This window comes from Microbacterium sp. SORGH_AS_0862, assembly GCF_030818795.1.
In the GTDB taxonomy this organism is placed as follows: Bacteria; Actinomycetota; Actinomycetes; order Actinomycetales; family Microbacteriaceae; genus Microbacterium.
Window position 1 is genome coordinate 986,181 of sequence record NZ_JAUTAY010000001.1, and the last position, 18,867, is coordinate 1,005,047.

The window sequence follows — 18,867 nt, forward strand, 5'->3', positions numbered from 1 at the left end:
AGGATGAGAACGCCATGCTACGCGCGGGCGGCGCGGGCGTCAGCCGAAGACGGAGAACCCCGTCGTCTCACCGCCGTCGCAGCGGTCGGAAACTGGGGATGGGGATCGGCTTGCTAATCGGGCTCGCCGGCTCCGGCGCCGCAGCACCGAAGCGCTCCTCGAACTCCCGCCGCACGTCATCCTCGAAGTAGTCCGCGTCGTCGCGGAGATCGTCGTGCTCCTTGATACTCATGACCGCCTCCTGCTGCGATCACGGTAGGTCGGCGGACAGGGCACGCCACGGGGGTTGCGAATCCGCGCCGACCCGTCTACTCGCGCGCGCTCGCGCCCATGGCGGCGACCGCGTCCGCGAGCAGCGGACGCGGCATCGCGAGCACGAGCCGGAGGAATCCGGGAGCCGCGCACAGCGCGCCGTCGGTCAGCACGACCCCCGCGCGCTCGCGGAAGAAGTCGGCAGGCGCGTCCGGCAGCGCGAGGTCGCGTGCGTCCAACCACGCGAGGTAGGTGCCTTGGGGAGGCGTATAGCGCACCTCGGGCAGGTGCTGAGCGAGCAGATCCACCAGCAGCATCCGATTGCCGTCGAGATACTCGATCGTCTGGGCGAGCCAGGGCTCCCCCTCCTCGTACGCGGCGATGGATGCGACGACGCCGAGAGTCGAGGCGCCGTGCACGTGGGCGAAGCCCACTCGTCGGTAGATGTCGTCGTCGTTCTGGTTCGAGGTGATGAGCTGCGCCGCCTTCACCCCCGGGATGTTCCACGCCTTCGACGCGCTCGTGCCGGTGACGGTGTGCGAGGCGGTGGCCTCGGAGAGCGAGGCGTACGGCACGTGTGTGACACCGCCGTATCGCAGCGGCGCGTGGATCTCATCGGCGAAGACCCTGCCGCCGTGACGTTCGACCACCTCGGCGATCCGGCTGAGCTCATCCCGGGTCAGGACGGAGCCGGTCGGATTATGCGGGTTACACAGCACGAGCGTGCGCGCGCCGGCGGAGAACGCGGCGTCGATGCCGTCGATGTCATGCTCCCATCGCCCCGACACCACGCGTCCCGGCACCGGGATCACCGGGTGCCCGATCGCAGGCAGGTACGTGAGGAACGGCATGTAGGCGGGTGTGGGCACGATCACGGGTGAACCGGCGGGCGCGAACGTGCGGACCGCGACGCCCAGCGCCGCCATCACGTCGGCGACGGGGTGCACGCGCTCGGACGCGATGCTCCAGCCGTAAGCGCGCCGCATCCAGCTCGCCGTGGCGAGCGCCATCCGCTCGGCCAGCGCCGGCGACAGATACCCGAGCGTCTCCTCCTCGACCGCCCGGTGCAGCGCTGCGCTCACCACCGGCGCCGTGCCGAAATCCATCTCGGCCACCCACGCCCCGATCTTGCCCGGATGCAGGCTCCACTTCCGACTCTCCGGGCGATCGAGCATCTCGCGGCCGCGTTCGTCGTAAGGATGCGTCACGGATCCGACGCTACCTGCGGCGTGCGCTCGACGTGCCCGGGATGCCGTATTCTGTCATTCAAGCAAGGGGAGTACTCCCGCTCGCGGTCGGCTCGTCAGTACGGATCCAACGTCGGATCCCGGGCCGCCGGTCCCGACCAGCATCGGGGCGGAGGAGACCTTGGCGTCATGACCGTACGCCCACCCCTTGGAGTTCTCCGTGAACATCACCCCCGCCATCTGGCTCATCACGATCGCGATCACGATCGCCTTCTTCGTCTTCGAGTTCTTCGTGCACGTGCGAAAGCCGCACGCCCCCACCATCCGCGAATCCGCCGTCTGGTCGGTCTTCTACATCGGCCTGGCGCTGCTGTTCGGCGTCGGGATCGGCATGGTCTCGGGCTGGACCTTCGGTGGCGAGTACTTCGCGGGGTACCTCACCGAGAAGGCGCTGTCGATCGACAACCTCTTCGTCTTCCTCATCATCATGACGGGCTTCGCCGTGCCCAAGGAGTACCAGCAGAAGGTGCTCATGATCGGCATCGTGATCGCGCTCATCATGCGCGGCGCGTTCATCGCGCTGGGCGCCGCCCTTATCGAGAACGTCTCCTGGGTGTTCTACATCTTCGGCGCGTTCCTGCTCTACCTGGCCTGGCAGCAGGCGTTCTCGAGCCACGAGTCCGACCCTTCGAACGGGCGGATCGTGCGGTTCATGCGCCGCATCCTCCCGGTTCACGACGAGTACCACGGCGACCGGCTGACCGTGAAGATCGACGGCAAGCGCTTCGTCACCCCCATGCTTCTGACGATCATCGCCGTGGGCTTCATCGATCTGGTCTTCGCCCTCGACTCGATCCCCGCGATCTACGGGCTCACGCAGGAGGCGTACATCGTCTTCACCGCCAACGCGTTCGCCCTGATGGGCCTGCGCCAGCTCTTCTTCCTCGTCGGCGGACTGTTGGAGCGCCTGGTCTACCTGGCGCAGGGCCTCGCCGTCATCCTGGCCTTCATCGGTGTGAAGCTCGTCTTCCACGCACTCCACGTCAACGAGCTGCCGTTCATCAACGGCGGCGAGCACATCGACTGGGTCCCCGAAATCCCGATCTGGTTCTCGCTGCTGTTCATCGGCGCGACGATCGCGGTGGCCACCGTCGCGAGCCTGCTGAAGACCCGCAACGACCGCCTGAAGGCCGACCGCGGCCAGGTGCAGGGACACCCCGTCGCCACCGCCGAGGTCGACGAGCACTGAGCACCCGTTCCCGGGCCCGGATACGGCGCCGCATCAGCGCGGACAGATCTCGAAGGCGTAGTCCGCATCCCCCGGCGTCGTGAGGTCGCGATCGCGCAGCACGAGGGATGCGGGCATCGCGGGATCGGCGCAGAGGTCGTCGAACGGCCGGTCGATCGCATCGGTGTACTCGATCGCGACCACGGCGTCGCCGTAGACGTCGGTGTAGGCGGCGCACTCGTCGTAGTACGCGCACTCCTCCACCACCGCGAAGTCGAAGCCGGCCTCCGCGCGCAGACGCTCGGCATCCTCCGCCGCGTTCTTCTGGCCCGCCGCAAGGCCCGCACGATGCGCCCGCTCGACGAGCAGCGTCGCGAGGGCGAGGTTGTCGTCGGCTCTCAGGAGATCGTCGGAGCGCGTGTAGGTGTCGAGGTTGTCGAACTCGACCGCGTCGTAGCCCGCCGCCGCACAGCCGTCGATCCACTCGCCGACGCGCTCCGCGATGGCCTGGCGAGCGCCATCCGAACGGGTGTCGAGGAGCGCTTCGTCGGGCCAGTCCGGATCCATGACGTCCGCACCGTCCTGGCGGAGGACGAGGTCGTCGGGCCACTCGTCGCGCTCGCCGGGCTGCGTCTGGAACGCATTGAGATAACAGATCGAGTACACCCCGTCGACAGGCGCCGCGGAGCGGTCGCGGGCAACGATGCCCACCCGCGGGTCCGGCGGATACGCGCCACCGAGCTGATAGTCGGCCGGCACCGCGGAGGGCGGCGGATGCGGCGGCGCGGGCTCGCTCGCACACGCGGCGACGGCGACGGCGACACTCGCGATCAGCGCGAGAGCGGCTGCGGCACGCACCGGCGCAAGCGCGGCGCGGCGGGTCATGAGGCGAGCAGGGCCCCCACCCGCGCGACGAGCTCGCGCGGCGAGAAGGGCTTCGTCATGAAGTCGTCGGCGCCGGCCGAGAACGCGCGCGCGATGTCCTCGTCCTGGGTCCGGGCGGTGAGCATCATGATGCGGGTGCTCGCGAACGACGCGTCGCCGCGGAGCTCGGTGCACACTTCCAGACCGGTGCGGTACGGCATCATCCAGTCCAGGATCACGAGGGAGGGATGCGCGTCGCGCGCGGCGACGAGGCCCTGCTCACCATCGGGAGCCACCGCGACCTCGTGCCCCGACGCCGCCAGGCGGTGCTGGATCAGCTGCGCCACATCGGCGTCGTCTTCGACGACCAGGATGCTGGCCACGGCCGCCACCTCCTCGCAACCCTTGTCTCGTGTACGGGGCGGGCGCCGCCGAGAGGGTACGTTCACAGTATGAAGGCTGGCGCCCCGTTCGCGACACTCGGCGCCCCGGCACGGACCGCATGGATCCCCCCGTGGTGGAGTTGGCCGATCGCCGCGATCGTCATCGGCGCACTGGGCCTCACGGGGACGGTCTTCACGCCTCCGGGAGGCAGCGCCGCCGCGTGGTGGCCGGCCGCGGGAGCGGCCGTCCTCTTCGCCCTGCTCAATCCACCGCGCCGCCGCGGCGCCTCCGTTCTGCTGGTTCTCGTCGTGACGGTGATCCCCAACCTCGTCTACGGCCGTTCGCTCGCGGTGGCCGTCGGCTATGCGCTGGGGAACGCCATGGAGGTCGCGGCTGTGCTGACAGTGCTGGCGATCTGGGGCTACCGCGGATCGAACGCTTTCGTCCTGCGCCGCACGCGCGAGGCGCTCGTCTTCGTGGTCGCTGGCCTCACGGGCGCCCTCGTCGCCGCGATGATCGCCGCCGCCACGGCCGCGCTGCTCGGCGGTGGCGACTTCTCGGCGACCGCGCTGACCGTCTTTCCTTCCCACGCGGCCGCCGTGCTCCTGATCGCTCCGTTCGCCTGCATCCCGCCGTCGTTCGGCTCCACACCACTGCCGCGCTGGGAGGGCGTGCTGCAGCCCGCCCTCCTGCTCGGCGTGCTCGCGTTCGTCGCCGTTCCCCGCGTGGAGATCCCCCTCACCTTCCTGCCGTTCATGATCATCGCGTGGGGATGTCTGCGCCTGCCGTTCGTGGTCGCCCTCGTCGAGGTGCTGGTCGCCGGCGTCGCGATTCTCATGGTCACCCTGGCGGGGCGCGGGCCTTTCGCACTCGGGCTCTCGTCGGCTGAGCGCGCGATCACCGTCGAGATCTTCCTCATCGCCTTGGCGACCGTGTCGCTCCTGCTGCTCACCGCACGCGCGGAGCAGCAGGAGACGGCGCGGGTGGCGGCGCGCACCAGCCACCTGCTCTCGGGCGGTCTGGTCGAGACCGAGGTGGGACTCGCCGTGGCGCGCCGCGCCGGCGAGAGCACCCAGCTGCTGTGGGCGAATCCGGCCGCGCGCTCCATGATCGCCCTCGAACTCGACGGTGACGGTTGGAGGGGTCCCCTCGAGCACGTCGCCCGCCACGCCAGTCGCGACGGCGTCGAGCGTGTGCACACCGACGGAGACACGTCGCTGCGCCTCGTTGCCAACCCGATCGAGGACGATCCCGGACTGTTCGCCGTACAGCTGCTCGACGTGTCGAGCACCGTCCGCATGATCGAGGCCCGCGCGGACGCCGAGCGCGAGCGCGACGCGGCCACGGAGCTGCGCGCCGACCTCAGCCGGCAGCGCGACGACTTCATCTCGACCACGAGTCACGAGCTTCGGACGCCCTTGACGAACGTGCTGGGCTACGCCGAGCTTCTCGAAGAGTCGCCCGTGCTGACCGCTCTCGAACGCGACTGGGTCTCCCGCATCCGGCGGAACGGTCTGCGTCTGTCGGATCTCGTGGAGGATCTGCTGATGGTCGGCGGCGCCCATGCGACGCCCGTGAGCCCCGGCGAGCAGCACACGCTCTCGACCCGTTCCGTGGTGGCGGCGATCGTCGCCTCCCACGGCGCCGCGGCCGATGAGAAACGGCTGCGCCTCGAGATCGACATCGATGCCGGAGCGAACGTGCACGGGGTTCCCGCCGACATCCATCGCTCGCTCGGAGCGCTGCTCACCAACGCGATCCTGTTCACACCGGTCGACGGGGACGTGCTGGTGCGCGTACGCGAAGACGGCGGGATCACCGAGTTCTCGGTCAGCGACAGCGGGCCGGGCATGAGCGACGCGGACCGCGACCGCGCCTTCGACCGGTTCTTCCGGGGCGTCCAGGCGGAGCATTCCGGCACACCCGGCGTCGGCCTCGGCCTGTCCATCGCGCAGCGCCTCGCGAAACGGAACGGCGGCACCCTGGAGCTCGTCTCCCCTGCGTCCGGCGGTCTGCGTGCGGTGCTGCGGCTGCCGGCGGCACCGCAACCCGCCTGAGCATCGCCCCCCCGCGCCTCGCGCCCCGCATCCGCGCCCCGCGCCTCGCGCCCCGCGCCCCGCGCCTCGCGCCCCGCGCCCGCATCCGCATCAGCCGCATCCGCATCCGCACCCGCATCCGACGCATCCGCCGCATCCGCACTGAGACGGTGCCGGACCCCTGCGTGTCCCACTTATTCACGAAACGCGTCAGGCCAGCGTGCACAACTGAGACACCGATTCGAGCGCCGGGCGCCACGGCACTGCGTGTCCCACTTATGCACGCCGACGAAAGCCGCAGCGTGCACGACTGAGACACGGAGGGGCAGAGACACACTGGCGCCGGCCGCCGGGCGCCACGCATGCATCCCGATCGGATGCGGTCGCCTGCGCGCAGTTCAGGCGACGGGCAAGGGCACCCGTGCCTCGAGCACGACATCACGGCCTCGCTGAAACAGCTGCGCGCCGCCCAGATTGGCGATGCCCCGGCCCGCGGTCAGGGGCAGTGCTGAGCCGAGGCGTCCCGGCGATGACACCTCCACACGCAGCTCCGGGGCGGCATCCGGGTCGCCGTGGGTCACCTCGAGCGTCGCCTGCCTCGCGCCCGAGTGCTTGACCGCGTTGAGGAAGCCCTCGCTCGCGATGTCGACGACACGGCGCGTCACATCCTCGCGGCCGAGTGCGATCCGCGACTCCTCGTCGATGTCGCTCGAGATCTCCAGCACATGGGACCACGTCTCGATCATCTGGGCGAGGGCGTTCGAGGGCGCGGTCGCGGCCGCGGCCCGTGTCGGCGCTGTGCCCTCGATCTCCGCGAGGGCCAGCGTGATCGTCGCCGCGAAGGCCTCCAGCTCCTCGGCCGTGGCCGCGCGCTCGTCCACCGTCGCCGCGAACAGCACGCACCTCCCCTGGACGCGACCGTGCAGCTGCTCGGCCGCGCTGCGCAGTTCGAGACGAGCGCGCGTCGTGCGCGTGGCGACCGCATCCGTCTGCGCGGCCAGAGCGCGCGACAGGCGACGCATCTGCACGATCGCACTGTGGATCGCATCGGAGGAGACACCGACGATGGCCGCGAGGAGGGGGAAGGCGAGGATCGGGACGAGCGCCGTCGGCAGGGTCTGCGGTGCCAGGAGGATCGCGGCGGAAGCGAAGAGCACCCCGGTCGCGAACCAGGCGAACAGGATGGCGCCGCCTCGCGCAGTGGCCGAGCGACGGCGCGACGAGCGACGGGCGACCGCGTCGGCCACGAAGCCGCAGGCGAAGACGAGCACGACGGCGATGAGGGCGAGGGCCGTCGACACCGTGGTCAGCGTGTACGGAAGGCTGCCCACCACGTAGGCGATGCTGACGACCACCGGGCTCGGCGGGCGCAGCCGCGCCAGCAGCGGGCGTCGGGGCGCGGCGGGCACGTCCACGGGACCGGTTCCTGCGGGAATCTCGGACAGCGGCAGCACCGCTGCGTCCTCGAGGTCGTGGCTGACCGCGCGGACCGACTGCGAGAACGCACTGACCTCGTCGAATCCGGGGTCGGCCGCCACCAGCTGCGTGAGTTCGGTGCGGAGCTTCGCGACCTCCCCGTGCAGCAGGAGGCGGCTGCGGCGCGCGTAGGCGTCGGCGCGGCGGTCGGCCTCGCTCAGGTCGGACAGCGCGACCCGCAGGCGCGCGCTCGCGTCGCGGGTGGTGTGGTAGGCCACCGTCGCCGTGGCGACGAGGGACAGCACGATGAGCCAGATGACCACGTTCGTCGTCACGCGCTCGACCCAGGAGCCCGTGCTGGGCTCGTGCAGCAGCACGAAGCCGGCGGCGTCGTTGAGCAGGGGACGCGCCGCGCCGACGCCGACCACCGTGACGAGCACGAGAAGGGCTCGCCGGCGACGGCGCCGTATGCGGCGTTCGGCCCACGCCACCGGCAGCACGAGCACCACCAGCACGGCCCAGACGAGAACCGAGATGCCGATGGCGGGCAGGTACTCGACCGTCGAGTTCACCGACCGGTAGGCGCCGAGCACCGTCACGGCGATCAGGAGGGAGACGGCAGCGCTCCATCCGCTGAAGAAACGGCCGCTGGTCAGAGTCCCCCACCAGATACGCGCCACGCGTCGCGCACTCCCGACGGCACCGCCGCGACGGGCCTCGGCGTATGCGCGGGCAGGCGTCATCGCCGGTTCCGTCCGGTCACGTCGCCACTCGACGCCTTCGACGACACGGAGTGTCCGCGCACCATCGATCTCATAGATCCCCTCAGGCCGTCGGGTCGACCTGCTTTGCGCGACTACTGTACCCAGCGCGACGCAGGAAAGGGCGTCACAGGCCCTCTTGCGCGTGCGACGTCGAGGGGCGCGTGTTCAGATCGCGGCGAGCGCCGCATCCAGATCGGCGAGAAGATCCTCCGCGTCCTCGATGCCCACCGAGAGGCGCACGACCTCCACGGGGACCGCCAGTTCGGTGCCGCGCACCGACGCGTGGGTCATCGCATCGGGGTAGTTCACGAGGGACTCGACCCCTCCGAGCGACTCCGCGAGCGTGAACAGTCGCGTGGATTCGGCGAAGCGACGGGCCGCGGCCTGATCGGCGAGCGCGAGCGACACGATGCCGCCGAACCCGCTCATCTGGGTGCGCGCGATGTCGTGGCCGGGATGCGTCGACAGGCCGGGATAGTAGACGGCGGCGACCCGCTCGTGACCGGCGAGGAAGTTCGCGACGGCGTCGCCGTTCTCACTGTGACGCTGCATCCGCACGCCGAGGGTCTTGATGCCGCGTGTGGTCAACCAGGCGTCGAACGGGCTCGAGACCGCACCGACGGCGAACTGGAGGAAGCGCGCCTGATCGGCGAGCTCCGCGTCGTTCGTGACGAGCGCACCGCCGACGACGTCGGAGTGGCCGCCGAGGTACTTGGTGGTGGAGTGCACGACCACGTCGGCGCCGAGCGCGAGCGGCTGCTGCAGCGCAGGGGTCGCGAACGTGTTGTCGACCACGACGAGCGCGCCCGCCTCGTGTCCGAGGCGCGCGAGCCCCGCGATGTCGCTGACCTTCAGCAGCGGGTTGGAGGGCGTCTCGACCCAGAGGATGCGGGCCGGTCGTTCCTGGAGGGCTGCGGCGACCGCATCCAGATCGCTCATGTCGACGACGCGGAGCGTGACGCCCCATGGGCCGAGCACACGGGCGAGCAGCCGGTAGGTGCCGCCGTACACGTCGCTGCCGAGCAGGACGTCGTCGCCCGGCTTCAGCACGGCGCGCAGCAGTGCGTCCTCTGCGGCGAGTCCGGACGAGAACGACAGCGCATGCTCGCCGTGCTCGATCGCGGCGAGCTGCGTCTCGAGAGCCGTACGGGTCGGGTTGCCGCTGCGGCCGTACTCGTAACCGCCGCGAAGACCGCCGATGCCGTCCTGGGCGAACGTCGTGCTCATGTGGATCGGCGGGATGACCGCACCGGTGGTGGGGTCGAAATCCTGCCCTGCGTGAACTGCGAGACTGGCGAAGGCGCGGGCTGCGGGGTTGGTCATCGTTGTGCTCCTTCGTCGGTGCGGGCTTCGGCGAGCCGGCTCGTGGTCTGTTCGACGGCGAATCCGTGATCGGTCATCCAGGCGTCGTCGAAGATCTTGCTGAGATAGCCGCGGCCGTGATCGGGCAGCACCACGACGACCACGGCGTCGGCGGGGAGCTCGCGCGCGGCTCGAAGGGCGGCGACCACCGCCATCCCACCCGATCCCCCCACGAGCAAGCCCTCCTCGCGTGCCAGGCGGCGCGTCATGGCGAAGGCCTCCGCGTCGTCCACGCGCTCGTAGCGGTCGACGACGGCGGGATCGAAGGTGGCGGGCCAGAAGTCCTCGCCGACGCCCTCGACGAGGTAGCCGTGCAGCGGACCGCCGGAGTAAATCGACCCCTCGGGGTCGGCGCCGATCACGGTCACGCGACCCTCGGACGCCTGCTTGAGGAAGCGGCCCGTGCCGCTGATCGTGCCGCCGGTGCCGATGCCCGCGACGAAGTGGGTGACGGCGCCGTCGGTGTCCGCCCAGATCTCGGGGCCCGTGGTCTCGAAGTGTCCGCGGGGGCCGTTCTGGTTGGCGAACTGGTTCGGCTTGAACGCCCCCGGGATCTCACGCGCGAGCCGGTCGGAGACGCTGTAGTACGAGTCCGGATGCTCGGGTGGGACGGAGGTGGGTGTCATCACGACCTCGGCCCCGTAGGCCCGCAGCACCGCGACCTTCTCGCCGGCGAACTTGTCGGGGACGACGAAGATCATGCGATAGCCGCGCTCGAGCGCGACGAGCGCCAGGCCGACGCCGGTGTTGCCGCTGGTCGGCTCGACGATCGTGCCGCCGGGCTGCAGCAGCCCGTCGCGTTCGGCTGCGTCGATGATGTTCTTGGCGATGCGGTCCTTGGCGGAGCCGCCGGGATTGAAGTATTCGACCTTGGCGAGCACCGTGGCGGCGATGCCGTCGGTGACGCGGTTGAGCTTGACGAGCGGGGTGTTGCCGACGAGCGCGGCGACGCTGGATGCGTAACGCATGGAGGTGTCCCTGGGTGCGGCGGGGCCCGGCTGCGGGGCCCGCGGGTTGTCGGAGGTCATCGGTGAGGGTGCGCGGCAGGGCGCACGGGATCACTCAGCGACAACAACGACAGGTAAGCACGCTGCGACCCTATCAGAGCTCACGCTCGACCCCTGCCGCCGAGTGATCCACTCCTTCATCGAGTGAGCACTCGATCGGATGCTCGCTCGATGAAGGGATGCTCGTTCTCGCCGACCGCGCCCGTGACGGGATATGACGACGCGCGACGCGATGTGACGGCTCGGATCGGACGCCGCCGACCCGGTGTGGCGCAATGAGGACATCGCGACCCCGGGTCGCCGACACAGCACACAGAGCCCTGCGCGCCACCGGCGCAACGGCCAGAGCAAGGAGACATCACATGTCCGAGAACCCGTCCGACTCCGCCGATCTGCGGACGTCGCTCGACGCATCCCGCAAGCGCCGGCGCACCATCTGGCTGAGCGTCGCAGCCGTCGTCGTCGTGGCGGTGATCGTCGGCGTCGTAGCCATCGTCGCGAACCTCACCCGCTCCGAGGAGCCGGCCGCCGCGGCAGGGGGCGAGGAGCGTCTCGCGCTGCGAATCGCGGTCAGCGAGGACTCCGACTTCCAGAGCGCCATCGCGGACATCGCGGCGGAGAAGGGGCTCGACGTGACCTGGGTCAACGTCGACGACTGGGTGCTGCCGAACACGGAGCTCGCCGCCGGGACGGTGGATGGCAACGCCTTCCAGCACATCCTGTACCTCTCCAACTTCAACGCCCAGAACGACGAGGACCTCACCCCGGTGTTCTCGACACTCATCACGCAGTGGGGCATCTTCTCCGCGACCCTCGGCGACACCGACGAGATCCCCGACGGCGGCCGCATCGCCATCCCCGACGATCCGTCCAACGGCGGCCGTGCACTCGGCATCCTGGCTTCGGCCGGACTCATCGAGCTGAGCAAGGATGCGGGCGACTTCCCCTCTGTCGACGACGTCACCGCCAACCCGAAGAACCTGCAGTTCGTGCCGATCGCGGCGACCACGATTCCGCAGCAGTTCGACGATCCCAGCCTGTCCGCCGTCGTCGTCGGCCTCTCCTACTTCGACCCCTCGCAGGGCATCACCGCGGACAAGGCCCTGTACCTCGACGACTCGCTCGACGAGAAGAACCTCCCCTACATCAACGTCGTCGCCAGTCGCGCCGACAACGCGGACGACCCGGCGTGGAAGGTCCTCGAAGAGGCGTACGCCGACCCGCGGGCCGCCGAGGCGCTCGAGAAGGAGGACAAGGGAGCGACGGTGCTCGTGCAGATCCCCGTCGACACCCTGCGCGCGAAGCTCGCCGACCTCGAGAAGTCCGCGGCCGCCAACGGCTGATCCGCCTCCGCGCTCGCTGCTCTCGCTCGACGACCGGCACGACCCCGGTCGTCGAGCGAGGCCGTGGCGCGGAACGAGACGCACGCACCCGCATCCACTCCCTGGAGGAGCATGAGCACCGCCGTCCGCTTCGAGCACGTCTCGAAGACCTTCACCACAGCCCGAGGGCGCACCCTCACCGCGCTCGACGACGTCACCCTCGCCGTCGACGCCGGCGACATCTACGGGATCGTCGGCTATTCCGGCGCCGGCAAGTCGACGCTCCTGCGGACCGTCAACGCGCTGGAGCGCCCGACGAGCGGACGCGTATTCGTGGGCGAGAGGGAGATCACGGCGCTCGACGCGGCCGGGCTGCGGCGGGCCCGCCAGCGGATCGGCATGATCTTCCAGCAGTTCAACCTGCTGCGCTCGCGCACGGTCTACAAGAACATCGCCTACCCGCTGCGCCTGGCGGGCGTCTCCGAGAGCGACGCGATCGACCGGGTGGCCGAGCTGCTCGACTTCGTCGGGCTGTCCGACAAGGCGCTCCAGTACCCCTCGCAGCTCTCGGGCGGGCAGAAGCAGCGCGTGGGCATCGCCCGTGCGCTCGCGAATCGGCCCGACGTGCTCATCAGCGATGAGGCCACGAGCGCCCTCGATCCGCAGACGACGGGCGAGGTGCTGGATCTGCTCCGCCGCGTGCACGCGGAGTACGGCATCACGATCCTCGTCGTCACCCACGAGATGGAGGTGATCCGCGACGTGTGCAACCGCGTCGCGGTCATGCAGGAAGGCCGCGTCGTCGAGCAGGGCAGCGTGTACGACGTGTTCGCGCACCCGCAGCACGCGACCTCGCGACGCTTCGTGTCCTCCGTGCTGCACCATCTGCCCTCGGCGGAGACGATCCGGCGCATCCGCACGGTGCACACCGGACGTCTCGTGCAGCTGCACATCGAGAACCGCGAGTCCAACGATCCCTTCCTCTCGCGCATCTCGCGCGCACACGACGTGGACGTGAACGTCGTCTACGGCGGCGTCGACGAGCTGCAGGCGCGGCTCTTCGGCAGCCTCACGGTCGAGCTGCTCGGCACCGACGACAACGTGGATCGCGCCCTCACGGACCTGCGGGATGCGGCCGTGGTCACCGAGCTGGAAGGAGCACGCTGATGGATGCCGCCTACCTGGACGCCCTGCTCCCCCGTGTCGGCCGGGCACTGTTCGAGACGCTCCTCATGGTGACGATCTCCTTCACCCTCGCCACGATCCTCGGACTCGGCCTGGGGCTGCTCCTGTACGCGACGCGGCCGGGCAATTTGCTCGCCAACCGGGTCGTGTTCGGCGGCCTGAACCTCGTCATCAACATCGTGCGGCCCGTGCCCTTCATCATCCTCGCCGTGTCGATCATCCCCCTCACCCGCTTCCTGATCGGCACGAGCATCGGGCCGCTCGCGGCCACCGTGCCGATCACGATCGTCGCCTCCATGGCCATCGCCCGCATCGTCGAGTCGAACCTCGTCGCCGTCGATCCGGGGTCCATCGAGGCGGCCGTGGCGATGGGGGCGAGCCCGGCCCGGGTGCTCTTCACGGTCGTGCTCCCCGAATCCCTCGGACCGCTGACACTGGGGCTGACCTACATCGTCGTCGCGCTCGTCGACACGACGGCCGTCGCCGGCGCGATCGGCGGCGGCGGGCTCGGCGACCTCGCACTCAAGTACGGCTATCAACGCTTCGACTGGTTCGTGGTGCTCGTGATCGTCGTCGTCCTGATCGTCCTCGTCCAGGCCGCCCAGCTGCTCGGCAACTGGGTCTCGCGAAAGGTGATGCACTGATGACCGACGCATGGGGCGAGCTGCTCGCGAGATGGCGCGCGGGCGCCGCGGAGCGGGAGCGCGAGCGGGATCTCCCGTTCGCGGCCGTCGACGAGCTGCGGGCGCAGCGCTTCGGCGCCCTCCGTCTGCCGCGGATCGTCGGCGGCGCTGAGGCGTCGCTGGTCGACGTGCTCGCGCGCGTCGTGGAGCTTGCCGAGGTCGACTCGAATCTCGCGCACATCTGGCGCGGGCACATCGCCTTCGTCGAGCAGCTCCGCTGGGACGGCTGGCACACGGACACGGCAACCCGCTGGCTTCCTCGTCTCGCGGCCGGAGAGGTCATGGGCAACGCGTTCAGCGAACGCCAGGAGACGGCGCAGCTGACAACGCGGCTCACGGACACCGGCCACGACGGCCTGCGGGTGACGGGCACCAAGCACTACACGACGGGCTCGCTGTACGCCGATTGGGTCCATGTGGCGGCCGTCGACGCCTCCGGCGAGCGCGTCGCCCTGGCGGTGCGCTCCGATGCGCCCGGGGTGAGCATCGTGGACGACTGGGACGGATTCGGGCAGCCTCTGACCGCCTCGGGTACGACGATCCTGGATGCGGTGGCGGTCGATCCCGGCGACGTGTTCCCTCTGGGCGGGCGGGACGAGGATCGCCACCGCGTCGTCGGGGGCGTCTATCAGCTGACCCTTCTGGCCGTGATCGCGGGGATCGCCCGCAGGGCGGTCGCCGACACGGTGGCCTTCGTGCGCCCGCGACGACGCACCTTCGGCTTCGCCGGCGAGACGCGGCCCGTCGACGACCCGCTTGTGCAGGTCGTCGTGGGTGAGATCAGCGCCGCCGCGTCCGCCGCACGGCGGATCGTGCTCAGCGTCGCGGCAGATCTGGACGCCGCCGCGGGGGCCCACGACGGCGCCGCGCTGCGCGACATCGAGCTGGAGGTGTACCGCGCGCAGCAGACGGTCATCGAGCTCGTGCTTGCCGCCACCAGCCGGCTGTTCGAGGTCGGCGGCGCGAGCGCGACGTCGCGCACGCTGGGCCTGGATCGGCACTGGCGCAATGTGCGCACGATCGCCTCCCACAATCCCGTTCTCCAGCGGGTGCGCGCGGTCGGCCGTTTCGAGCTGGACGGGACGATTCCCGCCTGGCAGGCGCCCGGCGCGCCGACCGGCGTCCCCGCGACGGGTTCGGTCGCATGAGCGTCGGATCGGCCGCCCTGGTGCGCGAGTTCGACGCGGTCTTCGACGCCGTCGGACAGGAAGCCGTCGCGCGAGAACGGGAGCGGCGGTTGCCGCACGCAGAAGTCGAGGCGCTGCGTGACGCCGGCTTCACCCGCGTGACTCTTCCCGTCGCGCTCGGCGGGCGCGGGGCGGGCCCGTCGCAGCTGTTCGAGCTGCTGGCGGAGCTCGCACGCCGCGATCCGAACCTCGCGCAGCTGCTGCGGTCGCACTTCGCGTTCGTCGACCGGACCCTGCTCTCACCGCCCGGGGCCCGCCGCGACCGCCTGCTGGCGCGGGTCGCCGGGGGAGCGATCCACGGGAACGCGACGTTCGAGCGGGGACCTGCCTCCGTCGGCCACGTCGCCACGGCGGTCACCCGCGACGCACGCGGCCTGCGCCTGGACGGGCGGAAGTTCTATTCGACCGGCACGCTGTTCGCCGACACGGTCGGCGTCCTCGCCGAGTACGAGGGCGAGCAGGTCAGCGTGATGCTCGACACCACGGCGAGCGGAGTCGAACGCGTCGACGACTGGCGGGGGTTCGGCCAGCGCCTGACGGGCAGCGGCACGACGATCTTCCGCGACGTGCGCATCGAGGAGGACGACATCATCGCCCGGGAGCAGGGGCGGGTGAGCCACGCCGGCGCTTTCGTGCAGCTCGTGCTGCTCGCGGCCGCCGCAGGGATCGGGCGCGCCGTGCTCGACGATGCGCGCACCTATGTCCGCACCCGCACGCGCGGATTCAGCCACGGGGTGGCCCGCAGGACGCAGGACGATCCGCTCGTGCAGGAGGTCGTCGGCGACATCGCCTCGGCCTCGTTCGCGGCCGACGCCGCGCTGGCCGCCGCATCCGCCGCTCTCGACGCCTCGACCGAGGCCGTGCTGTCCGGCGACGACGAACGGGCCCGCCCCGCGGTCGCTGCGGCGGATCGGGCCGTCACCGCGGCGCAGCTGGTGATCCTCCCCGCCGTCCTGGAGGCCGCGAACCGCCTGTTCGAGGTCGGCGGTGCGAGCGCGCTCGATGCCGACCGTGCTCTGGATCGCCACTGGCGCAACGCACGCACGCTCGCCTCGCACAACCCCTTACGGTTCAAAGCGCGCGCACTGGGCGCGCACGAGCTGACCGGCACGCCGCTCGCGTCCTGGTGGACGGTCGGAGAGACCTGAACCGGCCCGGCCGTTCTCGCCCGCCGCGTCCGCACCCGGCACGCGCCGACAGCGCCCGAGTAGCCGCCCCGCCCCGCCCGAGAACCTGACCGAGAGAGATCCATGCCCGAGCCCAAGAAGCTCATCCTCAACCTGTTCGAGATGAACACGGTCAGCCACATCACGCACGGACTCTGGCGTCTGCCCGGCAACAACCGGCACCGTCACGGCGAGATCGCCTACTGGCAGGAGCTCGCGCAGCTCGCCGAGGAGGGCGGGTTCGACGCGATCTTCCTGGCCGACGTCGTGGGCGCCTACGACGTGTTCCGCGACGGGCCCGAAACGGCCGTGCGCGAGGGACTGCAGATCCCCTCGCACGATCCCCTGCTCGTCGTGCCGCTCATGGCCGCGGTGACCCGCCGGCTGGGCTTCGGGGTGACCTTCTCGACGAGCTACGAACCGCCGTTCACCTTCGCCCGGCGCATGTCCACCCTCGACGCCCTGACGCGGGGGCGCGTGGGATGGAACATCGTCACGTCCTACCTGCCCAACGCCGCGCGCAACTTCGGCCTGGACGAGCAGATCCCGCACGACGAGCGGTACCGCATCGCCGACGAGTTCCTCTCGGTCGTCTACGCCCTGTGGGAGCGTTCGTGGGACGAGGGCGCCGTCGTCTTCGACGCAGAGGGCGCTCTCGTGACCGATCCGGCGAAGGTGCACTACATCGACCACGCCGGAGAGCACTTTCGCGTCGCGGGGCCGCACCTCGTCGAGCCGACGCCGCAGCGCACCCCGGTGCTGTTCCAGGCCACGGGTTCTCCCGCCGGGATCGCCCTCGCCGGCCGGCACGCCGAGGTGGTCTTCACCGGCGGAAAGAGCGCCGACGACTTTCGTCGCAACAGGTCCCGGATGCGAGAGGCCGCGGCCGCCGCGGGCCGTTCCCCTGACGATCTTCGCTTCCTCGTGCAGGCCGGCATCGTCGTGGGGCGGACCGAGGCGGAAGCGGCGCGGAAGTGGGACACCTACCGACAGTTCACGAGTCTCGACGGCATCCTCGCGCACGCCGGCGTGCCCCTGGACCTGACGGCCTTCGACGGGTCGCTGACCGTCCGGGAGGCGGCGGCGCTGGCGGATGCGGACGTCGACGGACTAGGTCTCGCACCGGAGCGGACGGTCGCCGACACCCTCGAGGGGTTCCGACGCAGCCGCGAGGACCGGTACTTCGTGGTGGGCACCCCCGGAGTCGTGGCCGACGAGATCGAACGGTGGCTCGACGAGGACGGCATCGACGGGATCAACCTGCGGCAGTACCACTCGTTCGACACGCTTCGCGACGTCGCAGAGCTCGTCGTCCCGGAGCTCCGCCGGCGCGGCCGACTCCGCGACGAGGAAGAGGCCAGCACCCTGCGCGAGCGTCTCTTCGGCGCCGGCCCCTACCTCCCCGACACCCACCCCGCCCGCCGCTGAACCACGACGCCCGGCTCCCGCCGGGGCGCCCCTCCCCTGCGGGAGCCGAAGCCTGCGCGCGAACCGGGGCATGCGTGTCTCAACCGTGCACGCGAAAGCGCCCACCCACGTGCACAAGCGAGACACGCGCACATCTGCCCGACGAGCCCAGACCTCCATGTCTCAACCGTTCACGGGAAAGCGCCCCTCCGCGTGCACAAGCGAGACACGCGCACATCTGCCCGACGAGCCCAGACCTCCATGTCTCAACCGTTCACGGGAAAGCGCCCCTCCGCGTGCACAAGTGAGACACGCAACGTCCCAGACACGCATCGGCAGAAGACACGCAGCGCCCCGGAGCACGCAACCGGCAGAGCACACACCCGTCGGCGCGAGAGGCGGAGCGGGCTCAGCGGGCGAAGACGTCGCCCCACGGCGTGGGACCGACGGCGATCGGCCGCCCAGGAGTGCGCGACCAGCGGCTCCAGCCACCGGGGAACACCCGCGCGTCGATGCCCGCCGCCGCGAGCGCGAGCGCGCTGTGGGCAGAAGCGATCCCCGAGCCGCATGTCAGGACGAGATCGGCGGATGCGTCTACACCCGCATCCGCGAGCGTCCGGTGCACCTCCGCGGCCGGGCGCAGTCGCCCGTCGGCCTGCATGTGGGCGAGGGTGGGCACGTTGATCGCGCCGGGGATGTGGCCGGCCGCGGGATCGGCGGTGGGAGCGACACCGCGGTAGTGCTGCGGCGCACGCGCGTCGATCAGGGCGCCGTACTGCGGTGCACCTGCGGCCGCCTCGATCGAAGCGATCCCCGGGTCGGCGTCGGCGAGCACGATGTTCCCGGGCTCCGGCCTCACATCCCCGCCCTCCAACAGGCCACCGGCTCCGATCCAGGCGCGGAGTCCCCCGTCCAGCACCCGTACGTCGACGCCCCGGCGGCGCAGCAGCCACCAGGCGCGAGCCGCCGCCACGCCGTCGTTGTCGTCGTAGGCCACGACGAGATCGCCCGCGTCCAGGCCCCACGCGCGCGCCGCATGCTCGAGGTCGGCGAGCGCGGGGAGCGGATGCCGGCCCTCCTCCGGGTGTCCCGGGCGCGAGAGCTCGCGCTCGAGATCGACGTAGACGGCGCCCGGCAGGTGTCCCGCGAGATAGGCGGGGCGTCCCTCCGGCAGATCGAGCCGCCAGCGCACGTCGAGCAGCCGCACCGGGCGCCGAGCATCGGCGAGTGCGCGGCGCAGCTCGTGGGTGTCGATGACGGGTGGCGACGTCATACCGCGAGCCTGCCCCGCCGGCATCCCGCGTTCACGGGGCGTCGCAACAGCGCGTCACCGGGCGTCATACCCCGTCACAGTCCCCCGCCCCCGTCTCGACGCGCGCACTGAATTGCGCACAATTGAATTGCGTGCAATGCTTTT

At 70.7% G+C, this 18,867-nt stretch carries 16 protein-coding genes; 8 read left to right on the forward strand and 8 right to left on the reverse strand.

Annotated elements, in window-relative coordinates:
* Positions 1-67: 67 nt before the first annotated feature.
* Together QE377_RS04535 and QE377_RS04540 are read right to left on the reverse strand one after the other, a co-directional pair.
* Entirely contained in the window at positions 68-232 is a 165-nt protein-coding gene (locus QE377_RS04535) for a hypothetical protein (protein ID WP_307320011.1), read from the reverse strand.
* 76 nt (positions 233-308) lie between these two features.
* Positions 309-1,460, reverse strand: a complete 1,152-nt coding sequence (locus QE377_RS04540; protein WP_307320013.1) for a MalY/PatB family protein — start codon at positions 1,458-1,460, stop codon at positions 309-311.
* A 199-nt stretch (positions 1,461-1,659) separates the two neighbouring features.
* Here QE377_RS04540 and QE377_RS04545 point away from each other — a divergent pair, with 199 nt between their 5' ends.
* A complete protein-coding gene (locus tag QE377_RS04545; protein WP_307325870.1) occupies positions 1,660-2,688 on the forward strand; it encodes a TerC family protein in 1,029 nt (342 codons plus the stop codon).
* A gap of 33 nt (positions 2,689-2,721) precedes the next feature.
* On the opposite strand, the gene QE377_RS04550 is transcribed toward QE377_RS04545, so the two are convergent.
* Both QE377_RS04550 and QE377_RS04555 read right to left on the reverse strand, forming a co-directional pair.
* On the reverse strand, positions 2,722-3,552 hold the full coding sequence (locus tag QE377_RS04550) for an endo alpha-1,4 polygalactosaminidase (RefSeq protein WP_307320016.1): 831 nt from the start codon (positions 3,550-3,552) through the stop codon (positions 2,722-2,724).
* The gene (locus QE377_RS04555; RefSeq protein WP_307320018.1) at positions 3,549-3,914 is read right to left on the reverse strand and encodes a response regulator transcription factor; all 366 of its coding nucleotides are present in this window, start codon (positions 3,912-3,914) and stop codon (positions 3,549-3,551) included. The genes QE377_RS04550 and QE377_RS04555 overlap by 4 nt, the downstream gene beginning before the upstream one ends.
* Before the next feature lie 69 nt (positions 3,915-3,983).
* On the opposite strand from QE377_RS04555, the gene QE377_RS04560 reads away from it, so the two are divergent.
* Positions 3,984-5,972, forward strand: coding sequence for an ATP-binding protein (locus QE377_RS04560; RefSeq protein ID WP_307320020.1), 1,989 nt, complete (start codon positions 3,984-3,986; stop codon positions 5,970-5,972).
* Positions 5,973-6,349: 377 nt separating this feature from the next.
* Here QE377_RS04560 and QE377_RS04565 read toward each other — a convergent pair whose 3' ends face one another.
* The 3 genes from QE377_RS04565 to QE377_RS04575 all read right to left on the reverse strand — a co-directional run bounded on the left by QE377_RS04565 (position 6,350) and on the right by QE377_RS04575 (position 10,461).
* Positions 6,350-8,110 (reverse strand): hypothetical protein, encoded by a 1,761-nt coding sequence (locus tag QE377_RS04565; RefSeq protein WP_307320022.1) that lies wholly within the window; start codon positions 8,108-8,110, stop codon positions 6,350-6,352.
* Positions 8,111-8,296: 186 nt separating this feature from the next.
* The gene (locus tag QE377_RS04570) at positions 8,297-9,454 is read right to left on the reverse strand and encodes a cystathionine gamma-synthase (protein ID WP_307320024.1); all 1,158 of its coding nucleotides are present in this window, start codon (positions 9,452-9,454) and stop codon (positions 8,297-8,299) included.
* Positions 9,451-10,461: a pyridoxal-phosphate dependent enzyme gene (locus QE377_RS04575; protein WP_307320026.1), complete on the reverse strand. Its 1,011-nt coding sequence runs from the start codon at positions 10,459-10,461 to the stop codon at positions 9,451-9,453. Before QE377_RS04575 ends, QE377_RS04570 begins: the two co-directional genes overlap by 4 nt.
* A gap of 401 nt (positions 10,462-10,862) precedes the next feature.
* On the opposite strand from QE377_RS04575, the gene QE377_RS04580 reads away from it, so the two are divergent.
* The 6 genes from QE377_RS04580 to QE377_RS04605 all read left to right on the forward strand — a co-directional run bounded on the left by QE377_RS04580 (position 10,863) and on the right by QE377_RS04605 (position 17,471).
* Positions 10,863-11,843, forward strand: a complete 981-nt coding sequence (locus QE377_RS04580) for a MetQ/NlpA family ABC transporter substrate-binding protein (RefSeq protein ID WP_307320028.1) — start codon at positions 10,863-10,865, stop codon at positions 11,841-11,843.
* A 111-nt stretch (positions 11,844-11,954) separates the two neighbouring features.
* A complete protein-coding gene (locus QE377_RS04585) occupies positions 11,955-12,989 on the forward strand; it encodes a methionine ABC transporter ATP-binding protein (protein WP_307320030.1) in 1,035 nt (344 codons plus the stop codon).
* Positions 12,989-13,651: a methionine ABC transporter permease gene (locus tag QE377_RS04590; RefSeq protein WP_307320032.1), complete on the forward strand. Its 663-nt coding sequence runs from the start codon at positions 12,989-12,991 to the stop codon at positions 13,649-13,651. The genes QE377_RS04585 and QE377_RS04590 overlap by 1 nt, the downstream gene beginning before the upstream one ends.
* Positions 13,651-14,838: an acyl-CoA dehydrogenase family protein gene (locus tag QE377_RS04595; protein WP_307320034.1), complete on the forward strand. Its 1,188-nt coding sequence runs from the start codon at positions 13,651-13,653 to the stop codon at positions 14,836-14,838. Before QE377_RS04590 ends, QE377_RS04595 begins: the two co-directional genes overlap by 1 nt.
* The gene (locus QE377_RS04600) at positions 14,835-16,025 is read left to right on the forward strand and encodes an acyl-CoA dehydrogenase family protein (protein WP_307320036.1); all 1,191 of its coding nucleotides are present in this window, start codon (positions 14,835-14,837) and stop codon (positions 16,023-16,025) included. Before QE377_RS04595 ends, QE377_RS04600 begins: the two co-directional genes overlap by 4 nt.
* 102 nt (positions 16,026-16,127) lie before the next feature.
* Complete coding sequence (locus tag QE377_RS04605) at positions 16,128-17,471, forward strand: NtaA/DmoA family FMN-dependent monooxygenase (protein ID WP_307320037.1); 1,344 nt, start codon at positions 16,128-16,130, stop codon at positions 17,469-17,471.
* A 388-nt stretch (positions 17,472-17,859) separates the two neighbouring features.
* Here the strand turns inward: QE377_RS04605 and QE377_RS04610 are convergent, their stop codons facing one another.
* The gene (locus tag QE377_RS04610) at positions 17,860-18,723 is read right to left on the reverse strand and encodes a sulfurtransferase (RefSeq protein WP_307320038.1); all 864 of its coding nucleotides are present in this window, start codon (positions 18,721-18,723) and stop codon (positions 17,860-17,862) included.
* Positions 18,724-18,867: the final 144 nt, after the last annotated feature.